The 21,296-nt window shown below is 60.5% G+C and carries 16 protein-coding genes and 1 pseudogene; 6 read left to right on the top strand and 11 right to left on the bottom strand.

Annotation, left to right across the window (positions count from 1 at the left end):
• Positions 1-3: 3 nt before the first annotated feature.
• The gene (locus tag XH85_RS39880) at positions 4-1,002 is read right to left on the bottom strand and encodes an aldo/keto reductase (RefSeq protein ID WP_128936310.1); all 999 of its coding nucleotides are present in this window, start codon (positions 1,000-1,002) and stop codon (positions 4-6) included.
• Positions 1,003-2,014: 1,012 nt separating this feature from the next.
• Between XH85_RS39880 and XH85_RS39875 the strand changes: the two genes are divergently transcribed.
• From XH85_RS39875 to XH85_RS39855, 5 genes are all read left to right on the top strand, one after another.
• On the top strand, positions 2,015-3,370 hold the full coding sequence (locus XH85_RS39875) for an ABC transporter substrate-binding protein (protein WP_164940482.1): 1,356 nt from the start codon (positions 2,015-2,017) through the stop codon (positions 3,368-3,370).
• A 139-nt stretch (positions 3,371-3,509) separates the two neighbouring features.
• The gene (locus XH85_RS39870) at positions 3,510-4,547 is read left to right on the top strand and encodes an ABC transporter ATP-binding protein (RefSeq protein WP_128936308.1); all 1,038 of its coding nucleotides are present in this window, start codon (positions 3,510-3,512) and stop codon (positions 4,545-4,547) included.
• Positions 4,544-5,479: a carbohydrate ABC transporter permease gene (locus tag XH85_RS39865; RefSeq protein WP_164940481.1), complete on the top strand. Its 936-nt coding sequence runs from the start codon at positions 4,544-4,546 to the stop codon at positions 5,477-5,479. The genes XH85_RS39870 and XH85_RS39865 overlap by 4 nt, the downstream gene beginning before the upstream one ends.
• Position 5,480: 1 nt before the next feature.
• Entirely contained in the window at positions 5,481-6,326 is an 846-nt protein-coding gene (locus XH85_RS39860; protein WP_128936306.1) for a carbohydrate ABC transporter permease, read from the top strand.
• A gap of 736 nt (positions 6,327-7,062) precedes the next feature.
• Complete coding sequence (locus tag XH85_RS39855; protein WP_128936305.1) at positions 7,063-10,419, top strand: adenylate/guanylate cyclase domain-containing protein; 3,357 nt, start codon at positions 7,063-7,065, stop codon at positions 10,417-10,419.
• Between the two features lie 385 nt (positions 10,420-10,804).
• Here the strand turns inward: XH85_RS39855 and XH85_RS39850 are convergent, their stop codons facing one another.
• The 4 genes from XH85_RS39850 to XH85_RS39840 form a co-directional block, all read right to left on the bottom strand.
• The gene (locus tag XH85_RS39850; protein WP_245473602.1) at positions 10,805-11,641 is read right to left on the bottom strand and encodes an ABC transporter ATP-binding protein; all 837 of its coding nucleotides are present in this window, start codon (positions 11,639-11,641) and stop codon (positions 10,805-10,807) included.
• A 75-nt stretch (positions 11,642-11,716) separates the two neighbouring features.
• Positions 11,717-12,160, bottom strand: coding sequence for a type 1 periplasmic-binding domain-containing protein (locus XH85_RS47135; RefSeq protein WP_245473855.1), 444 nt, complete (start codon positions 12,158-12,160; stop codon positions 11,717-11,719).
• Positions 12,161-12,189: 29 nt separating this feature from the next.
• Positions 12,190-12,534: an ABC transporter substrate-binding protein gene (locus XH85_RS47130; protein ID WP_245473600.1), complete on the bottom strand. Its 345-nt coding sequence runs from the start codon at positions 12,532-12,534 to the stop codon at positions 12,190-12,192.
• A gap of 133 nt (positions 12,535-12,667) precedes the next feature.
• Positions 12,668-12,973 (bottom strand): thiamine pyrophosphate-dependent enzyme, encoded by a 306-nt coding sequence (locus tag XH85_RS39840; RefSeq protein ID WP_245473599.1) that lies wholly within the window; start codon positions 12,971-12,973, stop codon positions 12,668-12,670.
• Positions 12,974-13,187: 214 nt separating this feature from the next.
• Here XH85_RS39840 and XH85_RS39835 point away from each other — a divergent pair, with 214 nt between their 5' ends.
• Positions 13,188-13,406, top strand: coding sequence for a hypothetical protein (locus tag XH85_RS39835; RefSeq protein WP_128936304.1), 219 nt, complete (start codon positions 13,188-13,190; stop codon positions 13,404-13,406).
• A 691-nt stretch (positions 13,407-14,097) separates the two neighbouring features.
• Here XH85_RS39835 and XH85_RS39830 read toward each other — a convergent pair.
• From XH85_RS39830 to XH85_RS39805, 6 genes and pseudogenes are all read right to left on the bottom strand, one after another.
• Positions 14,098-15,128: pseudogene (locus XH85_RS39830) on the bottom strand (IS110 family RNA-guided transposase).
• A gap of 213 nt (positions 15,129-15,341) precedes the next feature.
• On the bottom strand, positions 15,342-16,568 hold the full coding sequence (locus XH85_RS39825; RefSeq protein WP_164940889.1) for a S41 family peptidase: 1,227 nt from the start codon (positions 16,566-16,568) through the stop codon (positions 15,342-15,344).
• 158 nt (positions 16,569-16,726) lie between these two features.
• Entirely contained in the window at positions 16,727-17,896 is a 1,170-nt protein-coding gene (locus tag XH85_RS39820) for a saccharopine dehydrogenase family protein (protein WP_128936302.1), read from the bottom strand.
• Between the two features lie 340 nt (positions 17,897-18,236).
• Positions 18,237-18,854: a hypothetical protein gene (locus XH85_RS39815; RefSeq protein ID WP_245473696.1), complete on the bottom strand. Its 618-nt coding sequence runs from the start codon at positions 18,852-18,854 to the stop codon at positions 18,237-18,239.
• Between the two features lie 53 nt (positions 18,855-18,907).
• Complete coding sequence (locus XH85_RS39810; protein WP_128936301.1) at positions 18,908-19,636, bottom strand: hypothetical protein; 729 nt, start codon at positions 19,634-19,636, stop codon at positions 18,908-18,910.
• 1,105 nt (positions 19,637-20,741) lie between these two features.
• Entirely contained in the window at positions 20,742-21,080 is a 339-nt protein-coding gene (locus tag XH85_RS39805; protein ID WP_128936300.1) for a hypothetical protein, read from the bottom strand.
• Between the last annotated feature and the right edge of the window lie 216 nt (positions 21,081-21,296).

Below are 21,296 nucleotides of genomic sequence, written 5' to 3'. Positions count from 1 at the left end.
CGATCATCGTGGTTCACCAGAGAATTCCTGCCATAGTGCCCACAGCCGGTCGAATGCAGCTCGCGGTAGTGGACCTTTTTGAACCGCGGCGAGTGCCTCCTCGAACTGTTGCGGCGTCGCCATACCGATCAAGATAGTGCCCATCGCCGGGTGAGACAGCGCAAAACGCGTGGCGGCTTCGGTCAAGGTGGCGGCGAACCCCTCATTTACCAGCGGCATTAGACGGCGTGCGCGAACGACATCGGCATCGTAAGTCATAGCCGAACCAATCGGCTCGGGCGCCGGACCCGCGATCGGATGACGCTCAGCTGAACCCGATAGTGCGCCGCCGGCCAGCACGCGGATGCCCACTACTCCAACGCCGGCCGCCTTGGTGTGGTCGAATAGTCGTCCGTAGTCTTGGGCCGGATAGTTCGTCGGCAATTCCTCGGCGGCAGATGGGTTGATCATGTTGTAGACGACTTGAGCGCTGTCGAAGGCGCGCGAATCAGTCACTTGATGCAGTGCCGCGGTGTCGCCTACTGCGGTAGTCCCAAGGAAACGTGTCTTTCCCTGCTGACGCAGGCGCTCGAAGGCGGGTACCACGTCTCCGAGCACTTGTCGGACGCTCAGCGCCAATCCACCTCCTCTCTCGGTAATCGGATTGTGCAAGTGAAAGATGTCGACCCGGTCAAGACGTAGTCGCTCCAGACTACCTTCGAGCGACATCGTTACGGCGTCGGCAATGCGACCGAATTCGCTGGGCGGCAACCGGACCTTGGTGCCGACGGCCACGTTAGCAGGTTTCAGCTTTTGCAAGACGCGGCCAAGGTTCTTTTCTGATTCTCCATTGCCGTACAGCACCGCGGTGTCGAAGTAGTTCACGCCAGCGGCGATCGCGCGCGCGATGGTACGCTCCTGCTCGGCAGGATCGCCGCGTACCATAAGTCCGCCCACTGCGCCGCAGCCGAAGCCCAGCACCGAGAGCCGCATTCCCGTACGCCCAAAGGCTCGCAATTGCATCGTTATTCCTCCGACTGCAGGCAGCGAGCGGCTAAACAGTCACCGCTCCTTCCAACAGCCTGACGAATTTCCGTCGTCGCATGTGTCCCGTAAGAACCGGCCTTGCGCTGTCTCCCAAGACTAGCACTTTTCGACTGCCAGACGCGTGAGAAATGGCTCACATCCTGCCTCAAGTGCTAATCGGGCCAGATATCCGGTAAGGTCAAATGACAGCGATTGAGACGGGGCCGATATTTTCCTGTCTCCTCCAACGGACATTTTCCGAGCACCCGGACGTGTCCCGAAGTACCAGGAGCCGACATTCCTTACCGCGCCTCGCGACCACAAGTCTGCTTGTGGCGCCAGCGTCGAGCAGGATTTTGGTCTCCCTCAAGTCGGGCATGCCGAAGCCCTCGGTGGACCCGCCGCAGATCGGAGCGAGGAGATCGCGGGCCTCGGCGTTCCTGCCACGGTCACTTCAAAGCCACGTACGGGTTGGCTGCGGTGCAGCAATCTCGTCCGGCGCGTGTCCTTGCAGGTCCGCCATTCTCTTCGATGGCCGTGCTGAACGAGGAATATTTGTGGCCGAGCGGAAGAAGGAGTACCATAACTTCGACTTGCACTGCCGGGTGACCTCGTCCTGCCGCTGTTAGGGGCAAACGATGGGTTACGCAGGTGCTGTAGCTCCCATCGCTAGTTACCTATCCCTAGCCTCGGCTTGGCTCGCGCCCAAGGTGGAGCGCGCCGACTGACACAGGCCCGGTTGAGCTATGGTCAGAGCTGGCCCATGACGGGTGTGCCCCGGGTATTGACGTATTCTATCGCAGCTCGAATAACCGTCTTTGGACAAGCTGGGGCCGGACCAACCAGGATGCCAGTTTTGGAGCGCGCCTGCCGACCTGGGAGGCGAGGCTTTTACATGGGCGCCCACCGCAGTCGAGCAAGCAGGCTAAGGCATTGTTGGCGCAGCCTGCACGAGCGGCCACCACGTTGCAATGTGGCTGCCAGGACGACTTGTCAGGAGGAGACAAACATGCGGTCAGAACGAGAAATTTCCACATCATCCGTCACACGACGCGGGTTCTTGAAACAGGTGGGCGCCGCGGCTGGAACTGCGGGTCTGGCGCCGGCGCTTTCGTCGCCATTTGTGTCTACAGCTCTTGCACAGACCAAGACGCTAAAGGTCCTCCAGTGGAGCCATTTCGTGCCTCAGTACGACAAATGGTTCGATAGTTTTGCAACGGCGTGGGGCAAGAAGAACGGTGTTACTGTAACCGTTGATCACATCCCGCATCTGGAATTACCGGCGCGCGCCGCAGCCGAGGTGTCTGCGGGAGCCGGACATGACATTTTTGCCTTCAGTGGATCGGGCGGCCCGCATTTGTACGAAAAACATGTCGTCGATCTCAGCAGTCTCGTCAGCGAAGTGGAGAAGAAGCACGGCAAGGTTCATCAGATTGGTCGCCAGATCGGGTACAACGAGGATACGAAGGTCTGGAGCGCGCTTCCGGCCTACTACATCTCGTTCCCCGGCCTTTACCGGAAGGATCTGTGGGACGAGACCGGTGTGAAACCCGATACTTGGGAAGATATCCGTGTCGGTGGCGCCAAGCTGAAAGCGAAGGGCACCCCGATTGGTATCTCGCTTGGGCACTCCGTCGACCCGAACCTCTCGTACCGCAGCATGCTGTGGAGCTATGGCGCCTCTGAATGCGATGAGACGGGCAAGCGCGTCACCCTCAACTCCAAAGAGACGCTTGAGGTCGTGAAGCTCGTTCGCGCCATTTATAAGGACGCCATGGAACCGGAAGTCCTGTCCTGGGACGATGCCAGCAATAACCGGTTATTGGCATCCGGTCGGGGATCATGGATTCACAACCCGATCTCCGCATATCGGTCGATACAGAAGGCCAACCCCGAATTAGCCGACAAGATTTCCGTCTGGAAGACGCCGGCCGGACCTGTGCGTCGGTTGGCATGTGGATCGCCCAACTCCTACGGAGTCTGGCGTTTCGCGCGCAGCAAGGACACGGCAATCGAGTTCCTGCGCTACTGGACCGACAATTGGGTCGCCGTCTTCGAGGCGAGCACGGGCTACAATCATCCGCTGTTCGAGAACCTCGTGCCCAAGCCCATGCCGATCTTGTCGAACGACCCGACCTCGCACCCGGCTGATAAGCTGCAGGTGCTGGAGACGGCTGATGAGTGGCACGCGACTTATGGCTATCCGGGACCGGCCGGACCGGCATCGGACGAGGTCGCGGACAATTTCATCATCGTCGACATGATGGCCAAGGCCGCGACCGACAAAGCGACGCCAGAGGAAGCGGTCGCCTGGGCGCAGAAAGAGATCGAGCTGATCTACAAGAAGTGGTCGGAGGTATTATAAACCGATGCCAACAGCGGGGCAGGTACATCGAGCTGCTCGCCTCGTAGAACGTCGATACCGATCGGGCAAGGCACTGGAGCCTGCCAGGCGCGGAGGGCAGCCTTAGGCGTTCCTTGCTCAAGGTACAGAGGGAGTCCAGATGGCCGCGGTTGTTGTCAAAGACCTCAGAAAGGTTTTCGGTGACGTCGCTGCCCTCGATGGTGTCAGCTTATCGGTCCGCGACGGTGAGTTTCTGGTGCTGCTCGGTCCATCGGGCTGCGGCAAGACGACCTTCCTGAGGATCATTGCCGGTCTCGAGCGGCAAACGTCCGGCGACGTCCTGATCAACGAGGAAATCGTCAATGACATCACGCCGCGCGCGCGTGGCGTCGCCATGGTATTTCAGAGCTATGGGCTCTATCCGCACCTGACTGTCTCCAACAACATTGCATTTCCGCTGAGGACGCAGGGTACGCCACGGCCTGAGATCAAGCGCAAGGTCGATTGGGCTGCCGGCCTGCTCGGGATCGACCACCTGCTTCACCGGCGTCCCCGCCAGCTTTCGGGAGGCGAGCGCCAGCGTGTGGCGCTGGCCCGCGCGCTCGTACGCAATCCAACCGTATTCCTGCTGGACGAACCGCTGTCCAATCTGGACGCGAAGCTGCGAGCAAGTGCGCGCAGTGAGCTGAAGCAGTTCCAGCAGAAGGTGGCAACGACCACCATTTACGTCACGCACGATCAGGTCGAAGCCATGGGCATGGGCGATCGCATCGCCGTTATCGACCATGGCAAGCTCCGACAAGTCGGAACTCCAAGCGAGATTTACGACCACCCCGCCGACGATTTTGTCGCGAGTTTCCTCGGGACCCCGCCCATGAACCTGGTCGAGCATAGCGGTGGACTCTTGGGTTTTCGGCCGGAGCATTTCCTGCCGCGGGAGATGCTCGACGGAGCCGCACTCTCCGAGCTTCCCTTCCGCATCGATCGCATGGAGTATCTCGGATCGGAGCGCATCTTGTACGGTGCGTTGGATGGCTTCCGGGCGAAGCGCGAAGTCACGGCGAAGCTGCCTGCCCACGTTCCACTGTCTGGCATCCGCGCCGGTGAATGGCACAAATTTGCGGTTCGGAACACGGAGCTGCGCTATTTCGATCGGGATGGTCGGCGTATCGTCAGCCCCAGGGAGCAAGCTCGATGAGCGCGATCGCCGAGGCAGGTGCGCCCCGTCGAACTGCACGATCGCGGTTTACTGCGTTCGATCGGCTCGAGGTGCTCGGGCCGCTGTTCATCATCCCCGCGATCCTCTATGTCGTCGTGCTCGTCGGGCTGCCATTCCTGCTTGCACTGTATTACAGCGTCAGCGCCTACAGCATCTTCAATCCGAGCTGGACGTTTGTCGGGCTGAAGAACTTCCGCGAGGTCATCGACAGCGAGATCTTCCGGCGGACACTGGCCAACACCCTCATCTTCACGATCAGTGCCCAAATCATCGGCCTGCTGCTGGGCAAGATCGGCGCCATGCTCCTCATGCAGGAGTTCCCGGGGCGCCGGCTGGCCCGCGCGCTTATCGTTCTGCCCTGGGCAGTACCGGTGTCACTGGCGACGCTGGCCTGGGTGTGGATGTTCGACTCGCTCTATAGCGTTATCAACTGGACGCTGCTCGCGGCAGGATTGATCGATCCGGCACACCGGCCCCAATGGCTGGGGCAAGAGGATTTGGCGATGATTGCCGTGGCGACCGTGCATGCGTGGCGCCTGTTTCCTTTCGGCGTCGTGATCTTCCTTGCCGGATTCACGTCGGTGCCACAGGATGTGCTCGATGCCGCCACGATCGACGGTGCAGGCTTCTGGCGCCGCAACTATCAAATCATCCTGCCAATCATCGCCCCGATCATCATGATCGCTCTGATCTTCGGCACGGTGTTCACCTTTACGGATCTCAGCGTCGTCTATTTGCTGACGAAGGGTGGACCGATCAACAGCACGCAGGTGCTCGGCACGCTGGCGTTTCAGGTGGGCATCCTCTCGGGCGATGTCGCTCACGGAGCGGCCATTTGTCTGTTCCTGTTCCCCTTCCTCTTGGTTGCGGTGATCCTGCTCTTGCGGTCGCTGCGGCGGCGGGAGATTTGACATGCCGCGCCTTGCCGGAAAAGTAGTTGGCCAGAGTTCGTTTTATGGCGCGGTGGTTACGCTGGTTGTATTCGCCGCGTTTCCCTTCTACTGGATGCTGATCACCACCTTCAAGACGGACGGCGACCTCTATAATCTCAAGTCCATCCCCTATTGGTTCAACGCGCCGCCTACGCTCGAACATCTCAAGTATTTGTTTGAAGACACGCTGTTCGTGCAGTGGCTGTCCAATAGCGCCCTTATTGGGCTTTGTGTCGTGGCTATCACTCTTCTCGTGGCTCTGCCGGCCGGCTATGGGCTGGCGCGCATGCCGGGCCGCAGTGGCGAAAATCTCAGCATCGGCATCTTCCTGACCTATCTGGTGCCGCCGACGCTTCTGTTCCTGCCGCTCGCTCGAGTCGTTACGTTGCTCGGATTGCAGGACAGCATGTGGGCTCTTGTCGTCGTCTACCCCACTTTCACCATCCCGTTCTGCACCTGGCTGCTTATGGGCTTCTTCAAGTCGGTGCCGCGTGAGATCGAGGAGGCTGCAATCATCGACGGCTGTACTGTCGTGGGGGCATTCGTGAAAACTGTCCTTCCTCTTTCAGTTCCTGGCATTCTGACCGTAGTGATCTTTGCGTTCACGCTAACGGTGCAGGAGTTCGTGTATGCGCTGACCTTCATCTCCTCTTCCAGTGAGAAGCCCGTTACTTTGGGAGTCGCGACGGATTTGATCCGCGGAGACATTTTTTATTGGGGCGAATTGATGGGCGCGGCGCTTATTTCCAGCGTTCCAGTGGCGATTGCCTATAATCTCTTTTTGGACCGCTTCATCAGCGGCATCACAGGTGGCGCGGTCAAATAGTCGGCCGTTTCCGTGCTGCGCCCAGCGCATATGGCTTCCGATGCCGCGAGATCATCAAGCTGCGATGTCGATGGAGAATTCAGGCGGGATGACGCGCAATCGCGCAGTGCATGTTGAGCGCAGCATGTCCGCTCTGGGCGACTTGGCGGGGAGGGTAGGCTTTAGCGGAAAGCGGACGTTCGTCCCAGATCCGCAGGTCTCAGAAGGGCCAGAAGGGAACCCGTGCAGCTCTCGTGCCAGCGGCCATGGAGCTGGCGCGTCGGCTGGAAGAGCCGAAACAGCTCCTTTCGCGAGAGGCCTAGTCCAAAAGAGGTCGAGCGGTCTCCGGAGCCAGCTCCCTGGTTCTCAGGGAAGAAGTCCTCTCTAAAAAATAGGAAGCTCACTCTTTTCAGAGGCGCTTCAAAGGCGACAACCCCATTCGAACTAGCCCTTCTTCAGTGAACCATTTTTTTGCCGCGACGACCAATCTCTAGGCGCAAATTCACCGCTCGCCATGTCGAGCGGCGTCGAAGACACGATTGGTCTCTCCCCGGTTGCAGTACGGTCGCATGCGGCGGTCGCTTTTCTGCTGATTCAGTCCGGAACAAGTGAGTTGGCGGTTGCCGCACCCTCACCACCGTACCTTTCGGAGAGATAACCGAGATCCGGCTGGCCTCGGTACAGGGCGGAGCGATTGCGCTTTGGAAGCGATACCTGCCGGAACTGAGAACTGAGCCGAGGGAGGTGCCGAATTGTCATGAGAGGCGTCACCGAGTGGCTCGAGTCGATCGGCTTGTCAGAGTACGCCCAGCGCTTCGCCGAAAACGGCATTGACCTTTCGGTCTTGTGCGACCTGACAGATCAGGACCTAAAGGAGCTCGGCGTCCTGCTAGGTCATCGCCGCAAGCTATTGCGTGCCATCGCAGACCTTGATGACGCAGCTAGATCAAAGTCGGCGAAAACAGCGACCGAACTGAAGGGGCGGGATGAAGGAGAGCGGCGCCACCTTACCGTGATGTTTTGTGACTTGGTTGGCTCGACAGCCCTTTCGGCGCGGTTGGACCCGGAGGACATGCGGACGCTGATTGGCGCGTATCACAGCTGCATCGCAGAAGTCATAGGCCGCTATCAGGGAAGAATTGCTCGCTATATGGGCGACGGTGCGTTGGTCTATTTCGGCTATCCGCACGCCCATGAGGATGATGCCGAACAGGCTGTGCGCGCTGCGCTCACACTCGTTGGTGCCGTAGCGAGTATCCGGAATGTCGCCGAGGCGCTGCAGATTCGCGTTGGCATTGCGACGGGGACTGTGGTCGTCACCGAACTTCTGATTGAGAAAAGTCTGGCGGAGCAAGCCGTTGTTGGTGAGACGCCGAACCTCGCCGCGCGCCTGCAAACGATGGCGGAGCCTGGGACTGTGTTGATCTCCGCTGGCACGCGCCGGCTCACCGGGGGAGAGTTCCACTACCGCGACCTCGGTCCCGTCGCGCTGAAAGGCTGGACAGAGCCGCTCCGGGTCTATCAGGTGCTGGGAATGAGCGGTGTAGAGAGCCACTTCGAGGCCATGCACACCACTAGGCTGCCGCCGTTGTTCGGGCGTGAGGAGGAAATAGAGCTGCTGTTACGCCGCTGGCGACAAGCTACCCAGGAAGAAGGCCGGGTGGTGGCGCTTGCGGGAGAGCCGGGGATTGGCAAATCACACATTGCGTTGGCGCTTAATGAGCGGCTCCACGGTGAATCACACATAACGCTACGCTATTTCTGTTCTGAGCATCATACCCACAGCGCATTGTTCCCATTCATCAGCCAGCTCGAACGTGCTGCCGGGTTCAGGCACAGCGACTCACCTCAGGAGAAGCTATCGAAGCTCGAGGCTCTGCTGGCGCAATCCACAGGCGATCCCGAACACCTGGCAGTTCTGGCCAACTTATTGGCGCTGCCGACCGATGACCGCTACCGACTGCAGGACCTCACTCCACAAAAGCGCAAGGAGAAGACCTTTGCGGCATTGCTGGCCCAGCTCGACGGGTTAGCGGCGCAGCAGCCGGCTTTACTCATTTTCGAAGATGTACACTGGATTGACCCAACCTCGCTTGAGCTTCTCGCAGCTATTGTGGAGCACGTGCCGCAGCTTCGGGCACTGGTGCTGATCACGGCCAGACCCGAATTCACTTCGCCCTGGCCGAGCTATCCCCACACCACAACGATCCCGCTCACCCGCCTTGGCCGACGCGACGGCACAGCGTTGGTCCTGCGGGTGACGGGGGGCAAAACACTACCCAAGGAAGTAATGGAGCACATTCTCGCACACACCGATGGGGTGCCGCTCTTCGTCGAGGAATTGACGAAGATGGTGCTGGAAGGCGGTTTGTTACGAGAACGGGATGGGGAATATGTTCTCGAAGCGCCTCTACCATCGTTGGCGATCCCAACCACGTTGCAAGCTTCGTTGATGGCTCGCCTTGACCGGTTGTCACCGGTGCGGGACGTCGCCCAAATCGGTGCCGTCGCGGGTCGCGAATTCCATTACGAACTTGTGAGTGCCGTCGCAGGGCTGCCGAAGCAGAGATTGGACGAGGCGCTCGACCAATTGGTGCGTTCGGAACTGCTGTTCTGCCGGGGTGAAGTTCCACACGCGGTTTACACCTTCAAACACGCGCTGGTGCGGGACGCTGCCTACTCGGGACTTTTGAAGGGCCGACGCGCAGCGCTGCATGCCAGCATCGCAACCGCGTTCGAGCAGCGGTTCCCAGAAATTGTGGAGGCTCAACCCGAAACTCTCGCGCATCATCTCACGGTGTCGGGACTGTTTGAAAAGGCGGGAGGATATTGGCTACAGGCCGGCAAGAACGCCGCGATGCGCTCCGCCAACGTTGAAGCCATCGCCCACCTGCAGCGAGGTATCGAGGCTTCGGTCCATTTGGCCGACGGCGCACGGAAGGACAGGCTGGAGCTTGATTTCCAGTTCGCTCTGGGACCCTGTCTGATCGCTACCCAGGGGCCTGCCTCGAACAAGGCGGTGGCGACCTTCACGCGTGCTCGCGAGTTGTGCGAGCGCCTCGGAGATCCCCCCGAGCAGCTACAGATCATGTTTTGGTTGGCCACTGCGAGCGTCATTCGCGGTGAGTTGCCGGTTGCCGAGGAAATGGTCGCGGTCCTCCTTCATCTCGCCGAGACGCGCGGCAATCGACCAGCGTTGCTCAACGCAATGCGCGGGCAAGCCATGATTCGCCTTTTCATGGGACATCTCACCGGTGCCCGCGAAGCGATCGAACGGGCCGTTGAGGCGTTTGACGCAAGCACCGAGGACGAGAGACTGGCGGCCCGTGCCGCCGGCCAGGATGCCGGAGTGGCGGACCTTGCCCTGATGTCTTGGGTTCTCTGGCTGCTCGGCAATGTCGACACGGCAATTACACGAATGGACGCCGCCATTCAGCGGGCAGACGACATCAGTCATCCACATTCGCAGGCTTACGCTTGCTATTATGCGTCTGTTCTCCACGCTCTTCGTGGCGAGCTATTGACCGCGCGCCGCTATGCCGAACGCTGTCTCACCTTGTCGGAGGAACACGGATTCCGGCAATGGCGAGGATTGGCGCTCGCCGTCCGGGGGATATGTATGACCTCTCTTGACCCTTCATCCAGCGCACTCGAGGAAATCCGGACTGCGATGAACGAATATCGTGGCGCAGGGTATCAGCTAGGCATCACGGCACTGTATGTGCTCCTGTGTCCGGCCTTGTTGTTGAGCAATCAATGGGAGGCTGCGGTGGAGGTGATCGAGCAAGGCCTTGCTACAAGCAGCCATAATAGCGAGCGGGTATTTGAGGCCGAATTGTATCGGCTGAAAGCGCGCGCGCTGCTCGTCCGCGGCGCGCTGGAAGCCAGCACCGAGGCGCAATCACAGCTCGATCAAGCATTGACCACGGCAAGAAGCCAACACGCTAAAGCCCTCGAACTTCGAGCTGCAATGGACCTTGCAACCTTATGGATGGACCAGGGCAGACGCAAGGAAGCGCTCGAACTGCTCGCGCCCATCTACGCTTGGTATGCCGAGGGCTTTGAAACGAACGATCTGAAGGAAGCGAAGGCTTTGCTCGATCGATTGCGGTGACTTGCGCTATCGCTTGTCCAAACCGCGGCGGACCTAGAAACCTTATTAGGGATCTTTTTCGCCGAGATGCGCGCCACATGGGCCGCATCCCTTGAAGATCGCCCGGCGCGTCGCTTGCAGTCAGCACGAGGATGCCTGAGGTATCCAGTAGCGGCTCTAATCGCCGCAAACGATCTGCTCGGTCACGCTCTACGGCCCGACCTCGACCTCATGCGGCTGCTGCGACTTAGCCTGTCCGGATGCAAGCGCTCTGTGATGGTGCAGCTTGGCACCACAGCCGCAGCATCGGCGGCCTCCGCCACTAGCGCACAGGCACCCGGGGCCGAACCTGCTGGCGGATGCCGGCTTACATCTATCCCCAGCACGGATCACTCAGCGTCATCGGCTAAGCGAGCCAACGTTTGCGCCGCTTGTAGTGCTTCACATCGCGGAACGATTTTCGCTTGTCTCCGGCGATGCCAAGGTAGAATTCCTTGACGTCCTCGTTTGCGGCGAGCGCCCGCGCCTCACCGTCCATCACCACACGGCCATTTTCGAGGACATAGCCGTGGCTCGCGTATCTGAGCGCCATGTTGGTGTTCTGCTCGGCGAGAAGAAACGAGACACCTTCCTTGATGTTGAGATCCTTCACGATCTCGAAGATCTCTTCGACGATCTGCGGCGCGAGGCCCATCGAAGGCTCATCGAGCAGGATCATCTTGGGTCGCGACATCAGTGCACGCCCGATCACACACATCTGCTGTTCGCCGCCCGACGTATAGCCGGCGGTCGAACGCCGCCGCTCCCTGAGACGGGGGAAATAGGCATAGACTCGCTCCAAATCCTGCGCGATCGCGGACCTGCCATCCCTGCGGGTGAAGCCGCCGGTCAAAAGATTCTCTTCGACCGTGAGGTGAGCGAAGCAACGCCGCCCCTCCATCACCTGAATGCACACGCGGCGCACCAGATCGTTTGGCGACAGGGACTGCACTTCTACGCCATAGAACAGGATCGAGCCTTTGGTGACTTCGCCGCGTTCTGCATGCAGCAGATTGGAGACCGCCTTCAGCGTCGTCGTCTTTCCGGCACCATTAGCGCCGAGAAGCGCGACAATGCCGCCCCGCGGGACATCCAACGATACGCCTTTCAACACGAGGATGACGTGATCGTAGACAACCTCGATATTATTGACCGAGGGAACTGCCGCTGCTCCTGTCGCCGCAGCGGCCTTGGGAATTGACACGCAGCTCTCCAAAGGTTGCAGCTCCCAGAGGATCCGAGAGGAGGCAAATCCACCTCCCGGATTGCTGAGATACGTTCAGGTTTCTTTCGCGCAGTCGCGCGGCTGAATCTTCTTGTCCGCGGCATACTTCGCGGACACGTCTGCGACGAGCGGTTCGATGAGCGATTCGTCAGCCGTGTACCAGTCGGAGATGACTTTCCAGGCCTTGCCATCCCACTGCTGTACGCGCCCGTAGCGCGCGCCCTCGTGGTCGGAGCAGGAAATGCTGACCGGCTTCAACATCCCCTCAAAGCCGAGTTCCTTGATGCGTGCACCGGTGAGGATGAGGTTCTCAAGCCCCCAACGGACCTGCTCGCCCGTTAGCGGTTTCTTGCCGAACTTTTCCTGCGCCTTCCGGATCGCCTCCACGCCGAGCATGGCATTCACCATGCCGCGGTTGTAGAGAACTTCACCGATCTTGCCGGGCTCCGTTGAACCTTTGCCCCTTGCGTAGACGTACTTCTCTATGTCGGTATGCATGGGAAACTTGCCGGCGCCATGTTGAAGCATCAGCGACTTGTAGCCGGTGGCCTCAGCGGATTGATGAAGGCCGCGCCGGTCGGTCCCTTGCTCTTTAGGCGCTCGTAGCACTCAACGCCCTTGTCGGTCGCGTAACTCGTCTCGCATTCTTCCGTCAGAATCTTGACGCCGTTGATGCCGCCGTCACGCTCATTGATCAGGTTGTAATAGTCCACAACGCCGTTTGCGTAGGGCGCGCCGTTCACAGCATACGGTCCGGTCCGGTAGGACAGAATAGGGATGAACTGCTCGTTTTGCGCTGCGGCCGGTGCGCTGGCCACCGCGCCAGACAGGACGGCCGCCAGTAACAGTAGATTGCGTGCAATGCTCGCCATGTTGATATCCTCCTTTGAACCCCTCTTTTTCCGTCCGGGGGCTTGTTTCCTTCCTCCTGGCGGAACAGACCCGGAAGCTTCTGGCCAAGCACTACGCGAACAAATATCGGGTGCGGTGAAGTTCGTCGTCGCCTCAGAACATCATGATCTCCTTCAGTCTGACGCCACGCCAAAGCAGCCCGCCGTTGTCGCGATAGGAGGGCAGCAGTACGTCGTCATCTCGCATCGCACTGGCTATTCCGACCGATACCGCCTCCTGGCCGAGCGAAACGGCATAGGTTCCGACGGCCCGGTGCGCTGCAATGCAACAACCTTCCGGTCGAACAGGCGCAGGAGCACCGTCGACCGGTAAAGCGCTACAAGCAGGTTGGCATCGGAGGCTAAGGCAGGGAGCGGGCGGTTGATGGAGCCGTCTGGCGCGAGGTAATTGCGGTGGCATACCTCGAAGGGGTGATCACCGGAGACCCTGGGTTGGCATTGTTTTGCTGGCTACGTTCTTACTCCTCGAGCCATTGTGCCCCCCATGACTGGGCCATTTTATGGTGACCCAGGAAGATGCAAGACCATGGCGCGGTTGCCTTGGCGTGCGCCATTGCCGCCCCGCGGGGTTACGCGATCATGGAAGCGGCACTGCGGCGGTGGTATATCGAAGCATGGCAAATGGTCAGGTTGTCCTGGTAACAACTCAGCCGTTAGGCGGCGGGCCACCTGTTCGCTCGGTCTATTTCGTGGCGGAAAGGGATCCGGAAACCGCCGCGGCGATTATCGCTGCGATGATGGCTCCGAACGAAAAGGTGGAAGCGTGGGGACCGCTTCCGGAGGCCGCTGTGAAAGCGCTCGGATTGAAGCCGGGCGACTTCACGCACGGGTGAACGGCTAACGCCCGCTTGATTGCCGGTTCATGTCTTCCAAGAGGCCGCGCATCGCATCGGTGTGCTTGCCGAAGCCCGCTCAATCCCCGGCTTTCAACTTCTCCATGGCGCGGTTGAAGCGGTCGACCGCCTCCTGTGCTTGTCTCGCCGTGGTGCCGGCACCCGGGGGTTTCTATGGCAGCGCCCGGCGCGGGTGGTGCGGTGCCTGATTCCACAAAGAGCACCGTCAACGCCTCTGCAAGCGTTTCCCTTCATCACGACATTTTCGCCGGGCTGCCGGGTCAGATCAGGCCGCCTGGGATCGGGCGCGGCGTCTGAAGCGTTGCAAGCTGGCTTGCTGAGAAGTTCGCAGAATGTGTTGCGGGCGATCCGTTGAACCAGCCGCGCAAACCGGACATTCGGCTGGCCCCGAACGTCTCAGAGGGGCCATGTGTGGACGGCTCCGGGTTGGCAAGGAGAATCTTCACTTTGCGGCGTTGGTCGGAGCGGCCATGTGTTCGGCCTGTTTGCGCGGTTCACGTGACCGCTGGCCATAATGCCCTCCGCGGATCAGGTCCCGATCAAAAGCACGCATTCGGAGATGCCGTGGCCGATGTGGGTTGTCCTGATCGCCGGATCGACCGGCGCTGCATTAAGTGCTGTTCGCCCTTCCAACCGTTACGTCACACCGGCATGTCCGGCGTAATCTCGTTTACGCCATGAGAGCGGCGGGTTCCTTGTAGCGTTCGTTCCTCGCCATCATCGCCCAGGCTATCCTGGCGAGTTTGTTGGCGAGCGCGATGGCAGCGACCTTAGTTGCTCGCCGCGCCAGCAATGCGGAGAGCCAGGGTCGACGCCCCGTTCCATGGATTTTGGCATAGCGGATCACGGCGAGTGCGCCGGCCGTGAACAGGCTGCGCAAATAGCGATCGCCCTGCTTGCTGATACTGCCAAGCTTGTCCTTGCCTCCGTTCGAGTTCTGCTTCGGCACGAGCCCAACCCAGGCCGAGAAGTCTCGCCCCGATCGGAACGCCTTGGCATCAGCAACGCTCGCGACCAGCGCCGTTGCCAGCGCCGGACCAACACCAGGGATCGCGTCCAGTCGCTTGCTCGTCGCGCTCGATCGATGCCAGGCGACAATACGCCTGTCGAACTCCAGGATTTGCACCTTCAGCGCCCGCAATTGACTGCCGAGAACAGCAAGACATGCGCGGGCCACCTCCGGGAACCGGCGGTCAGCTGTATCGGCGACGACTTCCAGCAACTGATCGACGCCCCGGCGCCCGACCGGGGCGACAATCCCGAGCTCGGCAAGATAGGCGCGGATTGAATTGATGACGGCAGTCTGCTGGCGGATGAAGAGGTGGCGCGCTCGATGAAGCATCAGACAGCTCTGTTGCTCGACCGTCTTGGTCGGCACGAACCGCATGTTGGGTCTCGTGACCGCCTCGCAAATCGCCTCCGCGTCGGTGGTGTCGTTCTTTTGCCGCTTGACGTACGGCTTCACATAGGCCGGAGGCACAATCGCACCGTATGTCCCAACGCCTGCAACTCACGGGACCAATAATGGGATGATGCGCAAGCCTCGATCCCCACCAGGCACAGTGGCAACTTCTCAAAGAAGGACAGCACGAAACGGCGCTTGAGTTGACGCCGTATGACCACTTGCCCGGCTGCATCGACGCCATGCACTTGAAAGACCGACTTCGCAATATCCAGACCGATCGTCGAAATTGACTGCATAGGCTGCTCCTCCGAATCGTGGGAGCCTCAAAAACGGCGCCCATACCTTGGCACTCTCGTGCCGGTGGAGGAGCCGTCCACAGCATCACGAGCGGATTAACTCCAACCTGGCTGCCGTGGGGGCGAATGCTCAAGCAAGAAACGCAGCATTTCGCTTGTGGCGTCCGGTCTTCGCGGATCAGGGCCAGAGCTGGCAGGGCGGCCTCCCGAGGATCAGGCCACGGATAGAACTGCGATTGCACGATTGAGTTGAGGATCACCTAGACCCATTGAGGCCGGGTCAGCTTGGACCTCGATCGTGGGTGCGACGCCAACACCTTCCAGCCGCTCGCCATCGACCTGCACGTCCCCGACCGCGAGCAACAGCAAGCCGCCGTCAATGAGAAATGCCGTCGCAGCGAGGACAGCTCCCTCGGTCCGGCTACCGATGACCTCGCCAAGCCGATATTTCTTAAAGCCATAGGCAAGGATCTCCTTGCCGCTGCGGGTGCCACCGTTGACAAGCATGGCGACAGGCTTGCGCCACTTCACGTTCTCGAGTTCGTTGGCGCCATTGCGATCAGTGACCTGGATCGTCGGCGCTCGCGTGTTGAACAAATCAAGATACCCGGGGATCGCGCCGCCCCAGCCATCGCGCAAGTCCCAGATCAGCGCGTCGGCGCCGTTCAGGGGACTCTGCGATAGAAGATGCTCGAGCGTCCGCTGATAGACCGAGCCAGCGTAGCACCAGACACGAACATAGCCGATGCTTCGGCCGTTGGCCGGTATTATACGGGCGCTGGCTTTCAGGCCGTCCAAGAACAGCTTGTTGGGCTCAATTTCGACCGGGGTAACCGATATTTGCGTAAATGCGCCGGCACGACGCAGCCGCAGCACAACTTCCTTGCCAACCCTGCCACGGAATGACTGGACCGGCTGAAACGGTGCACCATCGGCGAAGACGATCAGATCGCCAGCCAGCAGACCGGCCTGTTGGGCCGGCGTGCCGTCTACAACACCGGTAATCATGCTGCGGCCCTGCGTGTCGAGACGCGAGAGGACGCCAACGCCGGGATAGGAGATACGGCCACTCGGAAAAACACGTTCCAGTCCGCGCCGCCTTAACGCACCAGCAAAGATATCGGAAAGCTGGTAGTACTCTGGTTCGTACGGTGTGTAATAGCGGGTGTGCGAAGCATGCAGCTCAGAGAGCATGCCATTAATGACGCCGGCCAGCGCCTCTTCGGAACTCGCCCGCGTGGCGTCCGGCAAGTAACGTTCCCGGACCGCCGACCAATCGAGGCCGTGGAGGTGCGGATCGTAGAACCGGTCTCGCACGGTCCGCCATACCTCATCGAACGTGGCGATGCGTGCGGGCACGGCTTGGGATGTGGCCGAATCCGCTGCTTCTTGCTGCTCGGCCCACAACACCGTTGGAGTTAGAGCTGATGCCGTGGCCATGGATGTTAGCCGCAAAAAGTGGCGGCGCGAGAGTGCTGAGTTGATTAACTTATTCATCGTGCAACCTTGCGATGGAATTCGTCGCTATCCCGATAATCGCGCAGTTCCAGAGCCAGAGGAGATGCCTCAAGCACGCCGATGCAGTTCTGGGCGATATCTCAACGCGCGGCGAAGGTGAGGCCGGCGCGCTCCTTCAGACGCTTGCGCAACGCCGGCCCCATCAGCGCGCCCGGCGTCCAGATGCCGCCCTCGCCCTGCACGTCGCGCACGAGGCAGAGAGCGCTTTCGGCGATCATCTTGCTGGTCGAGCCGTAGCCCGGATCGCGGTCGCCCGTGACGACCGTCTCAACCCGTCCGCCATCCGGCAGTTCGCCCAGGAAGAGAATGTCGTAGAAGCCCTTCTCGCGCTCTTCCCGAGTCGGGCCTGCACCGGCTTTGAGACCGCCGGTCCCGAGCAGGGAAAATATGGTGGCGAAGGTCTCCGTCGTCACGCGACCGATTTCCCCAAATCCCGGCGCGACCATCATCTCGTCGTAAACGAAGTCCGTGCCGTAGGGATGATCCAACAGGAAATTCGTGCGGTGCACGTTCTTGGTATTGATCGGCGCCATGGGGAACGGCACGAGCCACACGTTCATGCTCGGGTCGTATTCGGGGATGAGGCCCGACGGCTGAGACGGCCCGGTGAACCCCGGCGTCAACGCGAAGGGATCGCTCAGCAGCCGGATCAGGGCCGGGTCGCGCGCGGCGGCGCCCAACGTCGCCTGAGCGCTCGCCGCAGTGCCGCCCGACATGCCGCCTTTCACCTTGCGCAGGCGGGCTTTGATCCGCCGCGCCGGGCGTCCGAATTTCTCGCGCGCCTTCTCCTGCAACGTGAGCACGCCGAGATCGAACGGGATGGAATCGAAGCCGCAGGAGAAGACGATGCGCGCGCCGGTCCGTTTCGCCTCTTCGTGATGGGCGTCGATCATGCGCCGCATCCAAGCCGGTTCGCCGCACAGATCGACATAGCCAGTGCCCGTGGCCGCGCAGGCTGCCACAAGCTCGGGACCGTAGAGCTGATAAGGCCCGACCGTCGTGATGATCACGGCCGCACGCTCGCACATCGAACGTAGGCTGGCCGGCTCGGCGGCATCCGCCTTCACCAAAGGCAAATCGTCTGGTGCGCCGATGTCGGCACGCACCTTCTGGAGCTTGTCGGTCGCGCGTCCCGCGATCGCCCAGGACGGAGCCTCGTCGCCGCGATAGGACGTCGCCAGATATTCGGCGATGAGACGGCCGGTGTAACCGGTCGCGCCATAGACGATGAGGTCGAAGTCCCGCTTCATGACGTTGGTCCTCCTCGAACCCGGGAGAGCGCTACCCTTTACTCGGACCGGTCTTCCGCCGGCTGGACCGCACCAGCTAGCCTAGCGCACTCATTCGATCACCTCCTCGGCGCGTATCGAGTAGCGCGGGGATACGAGGACGCGCAGCACTAGCGGTAAGTGCCACAGTTGAGGGGCCGCCTCATCGAACCGTTCCCGTCGCATTTGACGGAGGATACCACAGTTCCTGCGTTGGGGCGTGCAAGGTCCGGTTGGGATCGAACCCACCGTTTTTGACCGCGGCCGAGCCACTTCCGGTCTACTTCGATAAGCGGACAGTTTCCGAGCTGGTTGGCATGGCTCAAACGGGCCAAAAGATGCTCGCCTCTTTCTTCAACCGCTTGCGCTCGGCGTTATACGCCCGAATTTCCATGCGACTAAGTATCGATTTTGCACTCAGCGCCTTCGGAATGACCTCGAGCAATCTGGCCTGCGTGTCGCGCAAATCCTTGGTGACCTCTGTCATCCGATCATTGTCGAGTTGGGCGACCTGCTGCCCCTGTTCGGCGATCGCCTGGCGCGCCTTCGCGATGCTGGCTTTTGTGTGGGCGATCTGGCCTTCCAAACCGTACGCCGTTCGCTCCAGCTGAAGAATTCGCGGGCGGGCAATCAGGCCTCGTTCAACAAGCGGGGCTATATCCTGTGCCTCGTTGCGGACAGAGTTTATCTGGTCGGTGAAAGCCTTGACCTGAGCCTCCGCGCCCACGATCTGCGACCCAAGCTGGTTGATCTTCTCGCGAATGACGCTTCGTTGCCCCTCGAGTGACGCTCGCCGACCTTCGAACTGATTAAGCTGACCGCTCCAAACGCTCTTGAAATAGGGGTCATCTTCTTGCTGGTTATTGCCCCTGCTCAGTAGGGCAAGGCCGTCGACCTTGATTAGACGATTGACGATCGAATAGCACGGCGCGCCGCCCATCTGAGGTGCGCCTTCCGACGAGGACTGGCGATTCTGACCCTGCGAAGTGCGGTTTAGTGGCGAATTCTCACTGCGTGCCGAAGCGAGCGGCTCGAGCTTAAGATGGAGAACATCCCCAGCATCATCAGCAGTGCGCCTAGCCAAGTTGCCGTCTGGCTCGGCGCCTCGTTGCGAGCTTCCGCGATACCCACGCCGGTCGGGACAGCAGGAGGTCCGAACGAAGTCACCGCATCGTTGACCGTCGGTGCGGTTGCGAGAAGCTGCTCAACATCGACTTGGCTGAGCACGGAGTGCGCGGGCGTCGGCCGGCGGCCGTGCTCAGCGATGGGGGCCGCCGACATCAGAGCGCTGCCCGTGCCGAGATCGTCGGCAGCATCAGCTACCTTGACCTCGGGGTGAGACGGCTCGGCCGGCGCGGAGCGCAGCAACTCCGCGCGTGCATCAACGACTCCGCTCTGCCTGGGCCGCGCGGCCCCGTTCTCGTCCAAACTGGCGGTGCTATCTTTGGCCACGCGCCGACGAACCGTCTTCTTCACCTTCGCGGTACCCTCGGTCAGGAACCAGCATTTGCGGTGCCCGTCCATTCGATAGACCCAATGCTGCCCGTCGGGGGTCGAGTTGCCGGGACGTCCCAAGCATTCCGCTTGCGGCGGAGAGGTTACCGCAGGTTGGGGCGCAGCAGTATTGAAGATATCCGCAAGAGGATTGGAGGACGCAGGCGCCGACGAAAGAGTTCCAACAAAAACCAAACCAGCGAAGCAAAATCGCAAATAACCGGACATCGAAGACTCCCGGTGTTGCGCCCCGCCCGGCATGACCCTTCGCACCGACATAGGCGGCCATGCGGCTCAAATCTGTCGGTGCGATGGATTCATTGTGCTCCTGACGTGAGATCCGGGCCCGAATGCAAGTCCGGTCCAGCAGCTCGCGGTTGCAAAAGGCAGTCCCGCCGTCATGTGGTCGAGCTCCCGGGCGACCGGCAGAGATCACGCCTTTGGTTTCTTGCGCGATCCACTGCTGTCTTATTCGTGCTGAGGTGCATCGGCCGTTAAGGGTTGGTTTAGTTCCCGGCATGATCATTGGGGACCACAAGGGACCCGAGCATGCAATTGTACCATGCCAATACCTTGGAAATCATCGAGAAGGTCGCGGATCAGGGCAGTGGCGAGGTCGCGACGTGGCCCATCACTCTCGACCAATCAAATTTCTTGACCTCCAATCGAGATGAGGTCCTGGCGCTATTGGCGCCAAGCGGCCATCCAAAACGCACCATTTGGCTCGTCGCAGTCGCATTGGCTGGAGGCTTTGGATTGGGATGGGCTGGGGCTTGGTATGGTCCCGCAACTATCTCGGCTCTCAATCCAATTGCTCACATAGAAACAGCTTCGCGCCGCATGCCGGACACAAAGTCAGGTCGTAAGGCCGAAAGCGCGCGAAAGATAACATCAGCATCAGGCTCGCGAGCACCGCCCGGTTTAGGTCAGCCCTCCACAGCCAGCGCGAGCCTTGCTCCGAAGCCTCTGGCCAAAGCGTCGAGTGGGGCGCAATCGGCGGAAGCTTCGAACCCAGCTTCTTCGGTTGTCGAGGCGGACATGTCTGTGACCGGCTCACTCGAGCCTGCGGGGCCGCTCTTGTCGGTCCCCGAGACAAGGCCAACGACTATTGTGGGTTGGGCAGTCCTTGATGTTCGCGGCGGAACGGCGGTGCTCGAAGGGCCCGATGGAATTCGAATGGCAGCACGGGGCGACGTGGTCCCCGGCATCGGACGAGTTGATTCTATCGTGCGTTGGGGCAACCGCTGGATAGTTGCTACGCCTCGCGGATTGATCTCGACGCGGTAGGATGAACGCTTGCATCCCATCTATTCGTGCTGTCACCGACATCCGGCTATTGTGATAGTTGGCGCTTGATATCGGGTGCAGCCAGCGGGGAAAGCAAAAGTGAATTCGTCACGAGCGCTCGTACCAAGCTAACCTCGGGTGTGGGTCGACTTGGAGCAACTACGAACTTCCGGTCTGCGCGGCGCAACGCAAGCTCCGCGCGAAGCCAGGCCGGCGGATGTCCATCCTGACGACATTCAAGTATCTCCGCGAAGTCATCGCTCACAATTATCTTTTTTCCGTAATCGCGAAGCGCTGAAATCTGGCTCGTGAGCAGCGCGCGATCGTTGTCCGAATCTTCCTGACCGTGCCCTTGCTCCGCAAAAGATCGCGTCGTCGAGGACATTTGCGATCTGCAGAAGCAGTGCCGGCGCATAAGCCGCGATAGCACCAAAGATGGCATTCTGCGTCAAACCCGATTCATCTTGAGTCTTGGCAGCTGCGCCGAGCTTCTGCCCGATTTCATCCGCTTCCAGTTCTTGGCTCCACTCCCGGCCGAGCCTTGGGATCCTGAAAAAGCCGCCTTGCGGTACTTGGTACGCGAACGGTAGATTTACGGCGC

Source organism: Bradyrhizobium zhanjiangense (genome assembly GCF_004114935.1).
GTDB lineage: Bacteria > Pseudomonadota > Alphaproteobacteria > Rhizobiales > Xanthobacteraceae > Bradyrhizobium > Bradyrhizobium zhanjiangense.
Note: the sequence above shows the minus strand (reverse complement) of the source record. Positions and strands in the feature narration are given on the sequence as shown.